The sequence below is a fragment of the Bacillus sp. AFS002410 genome (assembly GCF_002556365.1).
Classification (GTDB): Bacteria; Bacillota; Bacilli; order Bacillales; family Bacillaceae_G; genus Gottfriedia.
On the sequence record NZ_NUEU01000040.1, the window covers coordinates 1 to 15,253 of the forward strand.

16 protein-coding genes are annotated in these 15,253 nt (G+C 35.1%); 5 read left to right on the forward strand and 11 right to left on the reverse strand.

Annotation, left to right across the window (positions count from 1 at the left end):
- Nucleotides 1-522: collagen-like protein (locus CN692_RS18785; RefSeq protein WP_142317545.1), on the forward strand; the 522-nt coding region annotated here is incomplete at its 5' end.
- 505 nt (nucleotides 523-1,027) lie between these two features.
- Here the strand turns inward: CN692_RS18785 and CN692_RS18790 are convergent.
- From CN692_RS18790 to CN692_RS18805, 5 genes are all read right to left on the reverse strand, one after another.
- Entirely contained in the window at nucleotides 1,028-1,291 is a 264-nt protein-coding gene (locus tag CN692_RS18790; RefSeq protein WP_098120691.1) for a hypothetical protein, read from the reverse strand.
- An 84-nt stretch (nucleotides 1,292-1,375) separates the two neighbouring features.
- Nucleotides 1,376-2,440, reverse strand: coding sequence for a DmpA family aminopeptidase (locus CN692_RS18795; protein ID WP_098120692.1), 1,065 nt, complete (start codon nucleotides 2,438-2,440; stop codon nucleotides 1,376-1,378).
- Between the two features lie 89 nt (nucleotides 2,441-2,529).
- Nucleotides 2,530-2,697, reverse strand: a complete 168-nt coding sequence (locus CN692_RS26250) for a hypothetical protein (RefSeq protein WP_179874484.1) — start codon at nucleotides 2,695-2,697, stop codon at nucleotides 2,530-2,532.
- 331 nt (nucleotides 2,698-3,028) lie between these two features.
- Nucleotides 3,029-3,409, reverse strand: a complete 381-nt coding sequence (locus CN692_RS18800; RefSeq protein WP_098120693.1) for a VOC family protein — start codon at nucleotides 3,407-3,409, stop codon at nucleotides 3,029-3,031.
- A 188-nt stretch (nucleotides 3,410-3,597) separates the two neighbouring features.
- Entirely contained in the window at nucleotides 3,598-4,026 is a 429-nt protein-coding gene (locus tag CN692_RS18805; protein WP_098120694.1) for a DUF7878 domain-containing protein, read from the reverse strand.
- 232 nt (nucleotides 4,027-4,258) lie between these two features.
- On the opposite strand from CN692_RS18805, the gene CN692_RS18810 reads away from it, so the two are divergent.
- Nucleotides 4,259-4,507 (forward strand): hypothetical protein, encoded by a 249-nt coding sequence (locus CN692_RS18810; RefSeq protein WP_098120695.1) that lies wholly within the window; start codon nucleotides 4,259-4,261, stop codon nucleotides 4,505-4,507.
- Nucleotides 4,508-4,539: 32 nt separating this feature from the next.
- Nucleotides 4,540-4,794 (forward strand): DUF6429 family protein, encoded by a 255-nt coding sequence (locus tag CN692_RS18815; RefSeq protein WP_098120696.1) that lies wholly within the window; start codon nucleotides 4,540-4,542, stop codon nucleotides 4,792-4,794.
- A gap of 296 nt (nucleotides 4,795-5,090) precedes the next feature.
- Here CN692_RS18815 and CN692_RS18820 read toward each other — a convergent pair whose 3' ends face one another.
- A complete protein-coding gene (locus CN692_RS18820) occupies nucleotides 5,091-5,816 on the reverse strand; it encodes a MurR/RpiR family transcriptional regulator (protein ID WP_098120697.1) in 726 nt (241 codons plus the stop codon).
- Nucleotides 5,817-6,078: 262 nt separating this feature from the next.
- Here CN692_RS18820 and CN692_RS18825 point away from each other — a divergent pair, with 262 nt between their 5' ends.
- Nucleotides 6,079-7,515 (forward strand): glycoside hydrolase family 1 protein, encoded by a 1,437-nt coding sequence (locus CN692_RS18825; RefSeq protein ID WP_098120698.1) that lies wholly within the window; start codon nucleotides 6,079-6,081, stop codon nucleotides 7,513-7,515.
- A 71-nt stretch (nucleotides 7,516-7,586) separates the two neighbouring features.
- Here CN692_RS18825 and CN692_RS18830 read toward each other — a convergent pair whose 3' ends face one another.
- Together CN692_RS18830 and htpX are read right to left on the reverse strand one after the other, a co-directional pair.
- Nucleotides 7,587-7,985, reverse strand: a complete 399-nt coding sequence (locus CN692_RS18830) for a hypothetical protein (protein ID WP_098120699.1) — start codon at nucleotides 7,983-7,985, stop codon at nucleotides 7,587-7,589.
- 216 nt (nucleotides 7,986-8,201) lie between these two features.
- Entirely contained in the window at nucleotides 8,202-9,074 is an 873-nt protein-coding gene (gene htpX, locus CN692_RS18835; protein WP_098120700.1) for a protease HtpX, read from the reverse strand.
- Between the two features lie 531 nt (nucleotides 9,075-9,605).
- Here htpX and CN692_RS18840 point away from each other — a divergent pair.
- The gene (locus CN692_RS18840; RefSeq protein ID WP_257144076.1) at nucleotides 9,606-10,367 is read left to right on the forward strand and encodes a L,D-transpeptidase family protein; all 762 of its coding nucleotides are present in this window, start codon (nucleotides 9,606-9,608) and stop codon (nucleotides 10,365-10,367) included.
- Nucleotides 10,368-10,466: 99 nt separating this feature from the next.
- Here the strand turns inward: CN692_RS18840 and CN692_RS18845 are convergent, their stop codons facing one another.
- The 3 genes from CN692_RS18845 to CN692_RS27325 all read right to left on the reverse strand — a co-directional run.
- Nucleotides 10,467-11,831 (reverse strand): SMI1/KNR4 family protein, encoded by a 1,365-nt coding sequence (locus CN692_RS18845; RefSeq protein WP_098120701.1) that lies wholly within the window; start codon nucleotides 11,829-11,831, stop codon nucleotides 10,467-10,469.
- On the reverse strand, nucleotides 11,807-12,361 hold the full coding sequence (locus tag CN692_RS18850) for a GNAT family N-acetyltransferase (protein WP_098120702.1): 555 nt from the start codon (nucleotides 12,359-12,361) through the stop codon (nucleotides 11,807-11,809). The genes CN692_RS18845 and CN692_RS18850 overlap by 25 nt, the downstream gene beginning before the upstream one ends.
- 279 nt (nucleotides 12,362-12,640) lie before the next feature.
- The coding region (locus CN692_RS27325; RefSeq protein ID WP_098120703.1) for a collagen-like protein at nucleotides 12,641-15,253 on the reverse strand (2,613 nt) is incomplete at its 5' end.

Below are 15,253 nucleotides of genomic sequence, written 5' to 3' on the forward strand. Positions count from 1 at the left end.
GGGGTTACTGGTAATACTGGAGCTACTGGTCCTACGGGTGTTACTGGTAATACTGGCGTTACTGGTGCTACTGGTCAAAGAGGCGCTACAGGTTCTACTGGTCCTACTGGCCCTACAGGTCCAAAAGGCCCTTATGCCTTTGCTTTGAATAGTGCAGGAGTTCTTCCTGTAGCAGTTGGAGGTACAGTTGTTCCTCTACCAACTGCCCAAACTTTGAGTACTGGATTCACAATTAATGGAACATTTGATACGATTACAGTTGCAAATGCTGGTGTATATTATCTTGCTTATACAGTAAATACTACTGCAGCCTTAGCATTGACTACACGAATTTTAATAAATGGTGTTCCAGAACTTTCAACTATTGTTGCCCCTTTATTAAGTCTATCTATATTTCATCATTATGGAATATTGCCGTTAAATGCAGGAGATACTATTTCACTTGAAATTTTCGGTTTGACAGGTATTGTCACACTACTAACAGGGCATGGAGCTTCAATTACTGTTTTTCAATTAGATTAAAAAGTAGTCTTCTAAATTGTACTATCCTATGAATTTGGCACTTTATAAAAGGATACGCAATTTAAACTACCTTAGTCCAATTCTATTGGCTAAGGTTTTTTTATTTTTCTTTTAATAAATTTTTTTAATGCAAACAATACCTTTTTTAATGTATATAGCTTGGTTTTATCACGCGATGGTTGTAATCCAAATGGAATCCGGTGTTATACTAAGCGGATATATCTTTAAATGAACGTGCGCAGACTAAATATCAACGGGATTTGGCCATTTATCAACGGCAGTATGCTATATATCAACGAGATCTAGGATTATATCAACGAAGTTCACGACTTTATCAATATTGTTCACTTAATGTTCGCGTTAGCAACAAGTCAAACACTAAAATAATACTCAGTACATTCTCTCCCTATATCCTTAATAAAAAAAAGATAACCCGCTAGGAAACAAATCCTGTTAGTGGGTTACCATATTTATTTGAAAGTTAACCTGAACTCTACTAATCACTTTATTTACTATTTAATTTTTTTATTTCTACTTTATTAAAATTAATAGGTAGTTTTTCCACACTATATTTTACTTGTTCACTATTCGGTAGAGGTAGCTTTAAAATATTTATATTTTTATTAATACTTACCTCATTTTTTGCTACATTCTTAGGTGCTACATTTTGCATTGCGTTAGTCTTTTTTAAACCCGTTAGTTCAAAAAATATTATATTAACACATAAACAAGTCAAAAAAGTACATATAACAATCACTATTTTTTTCATTTTCTGCCTCCTAACTTAATGCTTGTCCATCCATAAGTTTAAGAGTAGTTTATGAATTTAATTACTAGATTAGAACCTAGTAATCTATATTAGGTCAACATTATATTTTTTAATTAAATCTTTAAAAGCTGGTCTTTCATTGCCATCTCTTCCTATAATATGCGTTGCAGTTATTAGTGAGTTTAAAACAGCTTCTTCAGTTGCTTCTCCAACTGCCCTAAAAGCTAGATCAATGTCCTCTTCGTGTATAGTCGGTACAAAAAGACAATTTGAAGTTTTTTCATGAGGGATTTTAGTTGCTGTTGAAAAGCCGATCACTACTTCACCACTTCCTGTAGTGATGATTGAACCTGTTCTTGATAATCCAGTAACCGTTCTTTTTATGATTCTATTAAGCTGTCTTTCAGATACAGGCAAGTCTGTTGCTACAATCATAATTATTGAACCTTTATCTTGCTCTTCTCGTTCATTTAAGATATGGTCTTTTAACTCTTTTCCAACGGGCTTTCCGTTCACTTTTAAATCACTTAATATCCCAAAGTTTGTTAACACTAAAACTCCCATTGTATATGTCCCATGATCCAGTTTCATAAGTCGGGAAGCTGTACCAATTCCTCCTTTTAATGAATAACAAAGCATACCTGTTCCTGCTCCGACAGTGCCTTCTTTTACTAGATTGTCAGCATTATGTATAGCTTGATGAACATGGTCTCTTGTAATATATCTAGTTCGAATATCGTTTAAATGCATGTCATTACATTCGCAGATCACTGGGTTAACGGTTCCTGTTGTGCGACCTATTTCCGAATTTTGTTCTAACATATACTCTATTAAAGCGTCTGCAGCTGTGCCAATACTTAGTGTATTTGTTAAAATAATTGGCGTTTCAATTGTTCCTAACTCATTGATCTGAATTGTCCCCATCGTTTTACCAAACCCATTAATTACATGGCTAGACGCAATTAACTTTTCCTTAAAAAGATTCCCCTGATGAGGTAAAATTGCAGTTACTCCCGTCTGAATATCTTGATCGCTTATTGTTACATGACCAACTGTAACCCCTTCAACATCGGATATTGAATTTAATTGTCCAGTTTCCAAATTCCCAATAATTACACCATAATCTCTAATTCTTTTTTGAATCGACATAACAGTCCCCCCGAAATTAAAAATCTTTGGTAAAATTTATTATTTTATCACTAAAACACAAAAAGCCCTTATTAGAGCTTTTTAACTGATTATGATTTACCTTCCATAGAGCGATCTATAGACTGCTGTTGATTATAATTCTCTTTGTAAACTTTTTGAGGAATATACGTTAGTGAAATTAAAGCTCCACTAATCATTAGTAAAATCATTAAAGACGTAACTAATAATACAATCTTTTTGGAAAATAATTTCATCATTCGTTGTTTTCTCCTTTTATGATTAATCTTAAGGTTTATTTTAACAGATAAATTCGAAAATTATCTATTTTAAAATGTGTATAAATTTACTAAATAGCATTTTCAACTTTTCTGTAAATTATTACCATCTCCCAAAAAAGAACTGTTTAATTTCCCTAACATACGATATATTAACCTGATTTTCTTGGTGGCAATGGCAAACAGGTACTTTCACTTTTATCTTATAGATAAAGGTGTTTTTTTCAATCTAACGAAAAAAACACATAGAAATTTCTTTCAATGTGTTTTTATTTTTTTGAACCAATGCAAAGGGTCTAATATGTATAAATTCCTACTTTTTTTCCATAACTGCAAAGTAATTTTGCTCATCATCGGCAAAATTAAATACCCGACCAGTTGGCATTTCTACGATTTCTCCAACAGTAACTTTTTTATTTGTTAAGTTACTATATAATTCATCAATATTATTTGTAAAGAACATTAAAGAAGGTGTACCAAGATTTAGAGAAGGTTGCATTTTCGAAATTAACTCCTTATTATGTAGCACTATACTTGTTTCTGCATTTTTTGAAGGAGCCACTTCAATCCATCGCATTCCATGACCATTGTTATTGTCAGAAATTACACTAAATCCTACTTTTTCAGTCCAAAAATTCATTGCCTCTTCCTGATTGTTTACGTATACCATTACTTGTCCAAGCGTATTAATCATTTGAACCTCTCCTTTAGATAAACTTCTCCTGAAATATTTACCATCAATGTTTGAATATAAATCCACTAATAGTAAAAGTTCATTAAATTATCATTTCTTTATGAAAATTGATAATCCTCTAATTCGATTCACTTTTTACTAAATTTAACAACTGCATAACCTACTTAAAGCTTTTCATTTTTAAAAAATTATTGCGGTTTAAATTTATCTAACGTGAAATCATAGTTATATTCAATAAGGCCACCATTTAACTCCGTAAGAAACTTATTAACTGATTCGATTAGGGATTCTGTATTAATGGATTCAACTGGTTCAAACATTTGCCATACAGAGTAAATAGTCCAATTATCATTTCCCTTATAAAGAAAGTTCATAAGATCTTCATTTCGATTAATCGATTCATAATTCATATTTTGCCGCAATCCATTTTCTACCTTTTGAACCCATTCATTAAGTTGGACGGCAAACTCTGTTAAATTAATATTTGGATCATGGAAATATAAAGTTTCGTTCAAATATATATTTAAAGCACCGTCAATATAGCTCCCAGTATTCGCAACATAAGCTGGTTCAGTAGGAATCTGATCGTTTAATATAAACAAGAATTTTATATTCATAATAGTTTCCTTTCAAATGAGATTCAATTTTTTAATTACGACTTATTATTTCCTAATTTTTGGTATTCTGTTCATTTTTATTTAAAAATATAAAAAAGATCTGTCATAGAAAACTCTAAAATTGAATGCCACTAAAAATGAATTGTATAATAGATTCATAATTAACAAATGATTTGATCTTTATTTTGGTTAAAGCATATGATATGTCAATAGAAAAGGAAGAGGGATTAGGATGAATCAAAATTATTTTTTTGGTCTTTTCCAATCAATTCTCATATTGATTTTGGTATTTGTTTTTGTTTATAAATTTTCAGAACTTCGAACAAAAACCACTCATTTTATTTGTCCTTATTGCGGTAATCGCTTTAAATTATCGAAATTAAATTTTGCATTAGCATTTAAAACAGGTAAAATAAATGAGCGCATTGTTACTTGTCCTAATTGTGGTCAGCGAGATCGAATGACTATATTAAATGATTGAAATAATAGAAGTGAAAGAAAGGAACTGATCGAGTGCAAGAACGGATTGATGAATTAACATTATTGTTGTTATATTTAACCTCATTTGAAGAAAATGCTGGATTAGGTGAAACTAACCATAGGAGCTGGAAAGGATATCATTTCGATACTCTTGATAAATTATCGAATAATAATCTTATATTTGGTAGCAACCGTGCAAAATCAGTTTATTTAACAGAAAGTGGTATTGAACAAGCAAAAAAATTAATGCACAAATATAATATTCAGACAGAGAATAAAGAATTTTAAGTATCTTTACTAACGTTTTTGAAAGATAACTTTATAATTAACTTTCTATTTATCCTTTAACGATTCAATTTGCTTTTTCCATTTGACTATAAATATGCTGTTAATTATTCAAAACATTTTTAAACAAAAAAAGAGAACAGTCTCTCATCCCCTTCTTTTGCATGCTTAAATTAAATTATTTATAAATGAAGTTTATTTTTCGAACCTCTCAGTCTTATAGCTTCATACGGATATTTTAAAATTCAATGCCTTTTAAAATTTTTATTCCAGCACTTTTTTACTAAAAATAAACTAAACTATTGATTAATTTTATAAATTTCACGTGCAATCGCTTCTATAATATAAACTACTGGAACTTGGGTAGTAATATTTGTAGTGTCAACATACTCTTCTGTCACATAATAAGGAATATTTAGATCAGACATTTTAGCAATAGTAGACAATTTATTATTTGTAATGCTAATAATATTACATCCTTCTTGCTTAAGTAAATTTAAATGATTTACAGTGAAATTATTCTCTCCTGATACTGATAACGCAATTGTTACACTATTATTTCTTAGTTTCGAATGAATCGGAAAATGCGGGTCCTTTATGTACAATGAAAATCTTCCTAAACTTGAGAAATATCTTGATCCGTATTCTGCTAATATACCAGAACTGCCGATTCCAATAAAAATGACCGTTTCGGCTTTGTTAATTTGCATTGCTGCTTCTTTAATTTTTTCTTCTAAATCACCTTTTAATGTTCTTTCAAAAAAGTCTACTAAAGTATGATGAGCACTTTTAACGCTAGTTTTCTTTTCTTCCTCTAAATACATTTTCAACTTTACTTTAAATTCAGAAAATCCGTCGCAATTTAGTTTCCTACAAAAACGTAATATCGTTGAAGTTGAAACATGTGTTTCATCTGCTATTTCACGTATCCTCATGTATGCTACTTTTTCCATGTTTCGAGAAATATAATTATATAAAGATAATTCTAATTCATTAAAAGATGCTATTTGATCGTTTGAAAACACTGTCTATTACTCCTTCTATAATTAAGTAGATTTTGCAAATAATATTTAAAAGTGGCATCATTTTTTATTTAAAAATTAAATTATTCTACTATTTTAACATACATAAACAAGAAACACAGTGTTACATTTATGAAACAATTTATTTCTTAAGTTAATCGAGACTAGTTTCAGTTCACTTATTTACTAACGTATTCGTAAACGTTATTATTCGAATATAATCACTTTTAACTTAAACTTAAAAAGAAATTAGGAGGTAAAAAATATGAAACAGTTTAAATTTCCTGAAGATTTTTTATGGGGTGGCGCAACCGCTGCAAATCAAATGGAAGGTGGCTTCTATGAAGGAAATAAAGGACTAAATATTGCCGATGTACTTCCTGGTGGAAAAGAAAGACTGAACATCTTACAATCACCTGGCTTTAATTTCGAGATTGATCGCTCAAAATATAACTATCCAAATCATGAAGGTATTGACTTCTATCACCGTTATAAGGAAGATATTGCTTTATTTGCGGAAATGGGTTTTAAAGTTTTCCGCATGTCAATTGCATGGACAAGAATTTTTCCAAACGGAAATGAGCTGGAAGCAAATGAAGAAGGTCTAGCCTTTTATGATCGTGTTTTCGACGAATTACACAAATATGGCATCGAACCTGTGGTTACAATTTCACACTATGAAATGCCAGTGAATCTTGTAAAACAATATGGTGGCTGGAGAAATCGAGAAGTAGTTACTTTCTTTGAAAGATATGTCAATGCAATCTTTAATCGTTATAAGAACAAAGTAAAATATTGGATGACTTTTAATGAAATTAATAGTGGCTTAATTATGCCAATTATGGGACTTGGCTTTTCTATAAAAAATGAAGAAGATAAATATCAACCAACTTTCCAAGCATTCCATCATCAATTTGTGGCAAGTAGTATTGCAGTTAAAGCATGTCATAACATCATCCCAGATGCACAAATTGGATGTATGATTTTACATGCTCCAGTTTATTCATTTGACTCAAATCCTAAAAACATTATGTATGCACTACAGGAGGAACGATACTTTAATTATTTCTGCGCAGACGTACAAGTTCGAGGGGAATATCCAGCATTTATTAAACGTTTCTTTAAAGAACATAATATTAAAATTGAAATGCAAGATGGTGACTTAGAATTAATTAAAGAAGGTACTGTAGACTATATTGGATTCAGTTATTATATGTCTAGAACTGAGAAAAAAGAAAAATCCGATTTAGAAAGTTCGCAAGGAAATCTAATTGGTGGCGTTAAAAACCCATTCCTAAAAGCAAGCGACTGGGGCTGGGAAATCGATCCTGAAGGATTACGTATTAGTTTAAATCAATTATATGACCGTTACCAAGTCCCATTATTTGTAGTAGAAAATGGTTTAGGTGCTTACGATAAAGTTGAAGAAGATGGTTCAATTAATGATGATTATCGAATTGATTATTTACGTGAACACATAAATGCAATGGGAGAAGCAATTGAAGACGGTGTTGAATTAATGGGATATACTAGTTGGGGATGTATTGATTTAGTTAGTGCATCTTCAGGAGAATTCTCAAAACGCTATGGCTTTATTTATGTCGATAAACATGATGATGGTAGTGGTACACTAGAACGCCTTAAGAAAAAATCATTCTTCTGGTATAAAGATGTTATTGCTTCAAACGGAGAAACATTATAAAAATCAAGTACATTAGAAAAGGAACTTCTACGATGAAGTTCCTTTAATATTGCTTTCTTTCTTTTAACTCATTACTTACTATCAATACTTACCTTTAACTTACCGTCTTCATAAGCAGTTAAATAAACTAGATCACCGATTTCCAATGACTTATGTGGTTTCTTATTGAATATTTGATTTTCAGTAAATTCGTATTTTCCAGAATCACAAACGATTTGAAAATGCTCATCATTTTCTTTTTTTGCAAGTTCAACAACTTCACATTCATAAGTTTGTAATTTTGATGTTACTTTAATTGAATCAACTAATTTGATTTGACTTTTTGACTTAGGAAGTTTGACAACGATTGGATGTGCTTTAGCGTGATTAAAATTAATGATCGCAATCGATATAATAATTCCAAGAGTTATAACAAAGGTACCTAAAATTATTCCCGCCATTTTAAATTTTTCAATTTTTTCTTTATCCAAATTTAAATGCACCTCATCTTTTTAAGTATCTATATTCCCTAAAATAAAATGAAATCCTTCTTGTTATGGACTTAATCAATTGAAAAATGAGAATCCAGTATAAAAAAATAAAAAATCTGCCCTATAAGTCAGCGTTACTCTTCTATTACTATTTCTAAATAAATAAAAAAATGAGGATGCCTAAAAATGTTATAATTTTAGGGCACCCTCATTTTTTTATAATGATTTCAATCGTTCGATTCTTTTTTCTAATGGTGGATGTGTAGAGAATAATCTTGCAAATTTCTCTTTACCACTAATTTTAAAAGCGGCAATCGATTTTTGGCGATCATCTATTAATCGAATATTACTTCTCAATGATTCTAAAGCATAAATCATGTTGTCTTTACCACCAATTTCTGCAGCATACTGATCTGCTTTAAATTCCCTTTTTCTTGAATACCAGAAAATAATTGGACTACTTAAAATACTAAATACGATTTCAAATACGATCGAACAAAGAACATAGACTACATATGATAACTCTTCTCTAACAAAATTAGAAACAATTTTTGCAACTAAACGAGAAAAGAAAATTACAAAAGTGTTTATGATTCCTTGTAATAAAGTTGTAGTAACCATATCGCCATTTTTTATATGTGCAATTTCATGCGCTAGAACACCACTAATTGCTGGTCGATCCATTGAATTAATCATGCCACTTGAAACGGCAACTAAAGAACGTCTTTTACTAGGTCCTGTTGCAAAAGCATTTACTTCAACCGAATCATAAACTCCGATTTGAGGCATCTTTTTTAAACCAGCAAGTTTTGCTAAACGGTATGTTTCTTCAATTACAAAATTTAACCGTTCATTTTGTGGAGATCGAACATCAATTAATTTTACGCCCATAATCCATTTGGCCATTATACGAGAGAATAATAATGAAATAATCGCACCACTAAATCCTGCAATTACGCTAAAAGCAAGCAGTGCCAAGTAACCCGAATCACCAATATAGCGAGGTACACCTAATAATGTTGTTATAGTTGTAATTGTAATTAACACTAAAATATTAACAAAAATAAAGAAAGAAATACGTTTAAACAATCTGTTTCCTCCTATCAAAATACTTATAAATTTATTATATTTATCTTTTAATCTTAAATATAGAGGCTAAGTCCTTATATCATTTGAAAGAACTTTAAGATTCTACTATTTTACTAAAATCTTTTGATGGCTAGTTTCTAAATTATCTTCAGATTAATAAAATTAATCTCTTCACTAAAAAACTATTATTTGATTGAGAAAAATTCCACCTTTATTAATTTTGTAATGACAAAAGTCCCGGTAATAATTTTTGGGGAGTTCTAAGATAATCTAATTAATTAATATTTATTTTAGCATTTTCTCTCCACAACTTCACTTATTTTGGTGATATCCCTTAAATTTTATATCTTAATATTCTTGATAATACCTCTTTAGCTATACAGACCTAAAGAACTATATCCGACTCGTTACAATTGTCATTTTTTTCAAGAAATCATTGAATAGTTAAAAAAAATGTAACTTGGACATCTTCTTTACTCATAGGATTAAATGATTAAGATTTTGAATTTATATTTTTTGGGAGGGAAGCTTTTGATAAGAAAATGGATAACCGTTTTAATTTTAACCTGTCTTATGATTGTTGGTATTGGTATTAAACCTACTCAGGCAGCAACAACAAGTCAATTTATTATTATTAATAAATCATCAAATCAACTTGCTTACTATGAAAATGGTAAACTCTACAAAGTATTTAAGGTGGCCACTGGTAGGAGTCCATCCCTAACACCTGAAGGGAAGTTTAAAATTGTAAATAAGATTGTAAATAGGCCCTACTATACAGGTCATATTGCTGGTGGAGATCCACGAAATCCACTTGGTAATCGTTGGCTTGGATTAAATGCACGAGGTACGTGGGGAACAACTTATGCTATTCATGGTAATAATGATCCAAGTTCGATTGGAAAATATGTCAGTCACGGCTGTGTCAGAATGTATGATAATGAAGTAGAATGGCTTTTTTCTAGAGTAAAATTGAGCACAACTGTTGTTATTACATCTTCAAGTAATTCCTTCGATTCTATAGCAAAAGCAAATGGATATAAGGTAACAAGTAGTAGCGGTGGGTCGAATGCTGTAATTCCTAGTGGCACAATCTTAAAAAAGGGAGCCAAAGGTACAACAGTTAAAAAACTACAACAAAAGCTTACTGCACTGGGCTATAGTACAAAAGGTATCGATGGTATTTTTGGTAACAATACAGACCAAGCCGTGCGCAAATTTCAAAAAGACCGGCATTTAACTGTAGATGGAATTGTTGGTCCGGCCACGATTAAAGCACTTGGAGGACTATGAATTATCATTTAATAGAGGATGGATATTCCTCTATTTTTTTATGTCTCGAATAGAATACTATAAAAGGGTGCCAAAGCATCCCTTTTATAATAATCACAATTACATAGAGTAAAATTGATCTATATTTTCAATTAAAGAATCTAGTATTTGGGTCCTCGTTCTAAGGATTTGCTTTATTTTTATTTCATTTAACAAGTTCACAAACGCTTCTTTTGAAGGCAGAGTGAAATCGATCTGTAAAGCAGGCTCACACGTTTTTTTCTTTAATAAGTCTTCTAATACATGGATCATAGTGACTTGATGCATTTCCTCTAACTCTGACCATCTACTTATATCTTCCCATGAAGGATTTGATTCGATATATAGTTGGCACCAGCCACTAGTAACTGGGAATCTTACATATCGTTCCATCCAATCTTTCACTTGACGAGAATTGTTTAAAGATAAATGAGCAAGAGCTTCATACCCATTTATCTTTCCATGCGATTGCTTTTCCAAATAATCCGTTACTAGGATTAATCCTTTATTAGGTGAAAGACATTTTATACTAAGATAAGAGCGCAATCCCGGATCTAATTGAGATTCATTATTCTGTTCCCATAAATCTTCAACCCAATTCATTGCATATGTTCCAATAGCTTCACCAATCATCACACAAATCATTTTTTTATCTTCAAGTGCTTCAAATTTATTTAGATATTTAAGTAATGTATCAAACAACTCTCCTATATTAAATTTCAAAAGGGATTGTAATGATACAGAATCTAGTTTTTTTCTATAAATTGTAAATTCGATTAACTTATCCATACTATTTTTCACATCATCTAGAGTTGTTTCAGAAAATGAATCAAACCATTGCTTCCATCTTTGTGCTTTCAAACTCGAAACTTCTAAACCTCTAGTATTTAAAAAGTATTCTATTTGCCATTTTTCACTACCTACACAATTAAGTTCAGAGATTTTTTCTAAATAATCAATAAACGAATCAGCAATATATGTAACTGTATCTTCTTCATGATCCCAATAAATAACGGGTTTCTCTTCACCCTCAGATAGCATATCAAAGGCATAAATATCACCATTTCCAGCCTGTGAAAATTCAAGTTTCCCTCTCAGATTCTTGCCATACTCTTCACCATCTTCAACTAATTCATCTGCTAAACTATCTATGTTCTGTAGACTAGTAATATCCCAATTAATTTCTCCTGAAAAAATTTCGGAAAATTCTTTCGGGATTTGTGTTTCATCTGAAAATGAGTAATAAAAAGTGAGAGACTTTGAGAAGTTTAGAACGATAGATTTATATGATGATGGTAATTTATATCCTAATTCACTTTCTTTTTGATTCACTTCTTCAATAGTTGCTTTTTCCCCTTTTATTAAAGGATCTACTTCTCCATTGTTACAATCTATTTTATTAATGATATACTCCCATTTTTTTAATAGTTTTTCATATCTGTCCATAAAAAATCAACATCCTTATTTTTTTCGCCTATAAATAATTTAGCCATTTGGTATTCATCAAAGCTTGTCCCATTTATTATAATAGAATTTCTTTTCGTCCCTTCAATTTCAAACCCCATCTTTTTATATAAAGCTATTCCTGCTTTATTTTCCGTCACAACAGTCAACTCTAATCTTTGTATATGATTAGTAGCCACCCAATCTTCTAAACTTTGAAATAATTTTGTACCAATTCCTTTACCTGTGTATTCTTTTAATATTCCAATTACAAGATAAGCGGAATGTTTTTTTCTTATTGCATTATTACCAATCGCAAACAAGTAACCGACTAACTTTCCTGAACTCTCCTCAGCAACAAGTACGGTTGAATGAGGTGATTTCTCTATATTCGCTAGTTGTTTACGTTGTCCCTCAATTGTAATGTTTCTTTCACCTGCGCCATAAAGCATAAATTCAGACTGATTTTCGACTTCTTTAATTAATTGTACAAATTGTTCTGTATCATCTAGATTAACTTCTCTTATATTCATTCATTTCCCCACCTTAAACAGTGCTTTTCTATTCACTTTAATTTAGAATACTCTAATTTTATCATTCACTATATTAAAAAAGGCTACCAAAACAGACTTTTGAAAAAATTAAATACATTTTTTCACATCTTAAATTCTAATTTTAACTATTTAAACTGAAAATAAAATAGAAAACCCTTGCCTCAAATTTATGAAAATATAAGTTTATTGATTAAAAAAAGGATCTTCTTAATATAAGAAGATCCTTAAATGCCTTTCAATTATAATTATTCAACAATATTAAATTGTAGTCGCAATAAATACTGTATAAATAGCACTTTGTGTTATTTGAGGTGTAATAAACAATGAAATAGCATTATTTCTGGAAACCGGATTTCCAGCAATTGTACTAGTCCAAGTGACAGTAGCTGTTGCTGTAACTGGACTAGGATTGAATATCGTTACAGGCTGTGGACCTACATCATTTGGTGTTATAGAAAATATAATTGTTCCGGTTAAGTTATTTGGGAGAGTCAAACTAATGGTAGATATTACTTGACCAGCACCCGGCGCAGAAAGATTAATAGGAACATTGAAACATACCTGAATATTATAAGTTCCTGCTGCTAAATTATTGACATTTATAGAGCTTGAAAGACCTATAATACTACCTGAACCTGCAGTTACATATGGAATAGTAAGAGAATCTGCTCCAGGAGACCCAGCAATTCGTTGAAATCCTGCGTTAGTTCCACCAAATATAATGGCTTTGGAATTAGATCCTGATATTCCTGTTGCTCCTGTTGCTCCCGTTGCTCCTGTTCGACCAGTTGCTCCTGTTATTCCAGTCGCCCCGGTTGCTCCTGTTGCTCCGGTTGGACCAGTTGCTCCCGTTGGGCCTGTTGCTCCCGTCGCTCCTGTTGGACCCGTTGATCCTGTTGGGCCGGTTGCCCCCGAACCCGTTGGACCAGTTGCCCCGGTTGGGCCTGTCGATCCCGTTGGGCCCGTTGCACCTGAACCCGTTGGGCCAGTTAATCCGGTTACTCCTGTTGGACCGGTTGCTCCTGTTGGGCCTGTTACTCCGGTTGCGCCTGTTAATCCTGTTGGACCTGTTACCCCTGTTGGGCCGGTTACCCCTGTTGGGCCCGTTGTTCCTGTTGGACCTGTTGAGCCTGTTGGGCCCGTCGATCCTGTTGGGCCTGTCAATCCTGTTGGACCTGTTGATCCTGTTGGGCCTGTCGATCCCGTTGAGCCTGTTGATCCTGTTGGGCCAGTTGATCCTGTTGAGCCTGTTGCTCCCGTTGGGCCTGTTGGGCCCGTTGAGCCTGTTGCCCCGGTTGTTCCTGTTGGGCCCGTTGCCCCGGTTGGACCTGTTGGGCCCGTTGCTCCTGTTGAGCCAGTTGTTCCTGTTGGGCCGGTTGCTCCTGTTGGGCCAGTTGCCCCGGTTGTTCCTGTTACTCCTGTTGGACCTGTTGGGCCTGTTGATCCTGTTGGGCCTGTTGATCCAGTTGGGCCTGTCGATCCTGTTGGACCTGTTGGGCCTGTCGATCCCGTTGTTCCTGTTGGGCCTGTCGATCCTGTTGGACCTATTGGGCCTGTCGATCCCGTTGATCCTGTTGGGCCGGTTGCACCAGTTGGGCCAGTTGCTCCGGTTGGGCCTGTTGCTCCGGTTGAGCCAGTTGTTCCTGTTGCTCCGGTTGGGCCGGTTGTACCAGTTGCCCCTGTTGGGCCTGTTGGGCCTGTTGCTCCGGTTGGGCCTGTCGCTCCTGTTGAGCCAGTTGGGCCGGTTGATCCTGTTGAGCCTGTTGGGCCTGTTGGGCCTGTTGCTCCGGTTGGGCCTGTTGTTCCGGTCGGGCCTGTTGGACCCGTCGATCCTGTTGGGCCTGTTGCACCAGTTGGGCCTGTTGTTCCTGTTGGACCTGTAGCTCCCGTTGGACCAGTTGATCCCGTTGGGCCAGTCGGGCCAGTTGATCCAGTCGATCCCGTTGCTCCTGTTCGACCTGTTGCTCCCGTTACTCCTGTTGCTCCCGTTGGACCGGTTGGACCGGTTGATCCCGTTGGGCCCCTTTCTCCAGTTGGGCCGGTTGATCCCGTTGGGCCTGTCGCTCCGGTTGGGCCTGTTGATCCTATTGGGCCTGTTGCTCCGGTTGCTCCTGTTGGGCCTGTTGATCCTGTTGAGCCCGTTGTTCCTGTTGGGCCGGTTGCACCAGTTGGGCCGGTTTGGCCAGTTGTTCCTGTTGGGCCCGTTGTTCCTGTTGGGCCGGTTGATCCCGTTGGGCCTGTTGCTCCCGTTGGGCCTGTTGAGCCTGTCGCGCCTGTTGAGCCAGTTGCTCCCGTTGGGCCTGTCGCTCCGGTTGAGCCAGTTGCTCCCGTTGGGCCTGTCGCTCCGGTTGCTCCGGTTGAGCCGGTTGCTCCCGTTGGGCCGGTTGATCCCGTTGGGCCAGTCACTCCTGTTTGGCCGGTTGATCCTGTTGGGCCTGTTGCTCCCGTTGAGCCTGTCGCTCCGGTTGGGCCGGTTGGGCCAGTTGATCCTGTCACTCCGGTTGGGCCTGTTGCTCCCGTTGAGCCTGTCGCTCCCGTTGGGCCTGTCGCTCCCGTTGGGCCAGTTGAGCCGGTTGAGCCGGTTGCTCCTGTTGGGCCAGTCTCTCCCGTTGAGCCTGTTGGGCCGGTTGCTCCGGTCGGACCCGTTGCTCCCGTTGAGCCTGTCGCGCCTGTTGATCCGGTTGGGCCGGTCGCTCCCGTTGGGCCTGTTTCTCCCGTTGGGCCAGTCTCTCCTATTGGACCCGTTTCTCCCGTTGAACCTGTCGCTCCGGTTGGGCCTGTTTCTCCCATTGAGCCTGTCGCTCCTGTTGCTCCGGTTATTCCTGTCTCACCAGTTGGGCCAGTTGATCCAGTTATTCCCGTCGCTCCAGT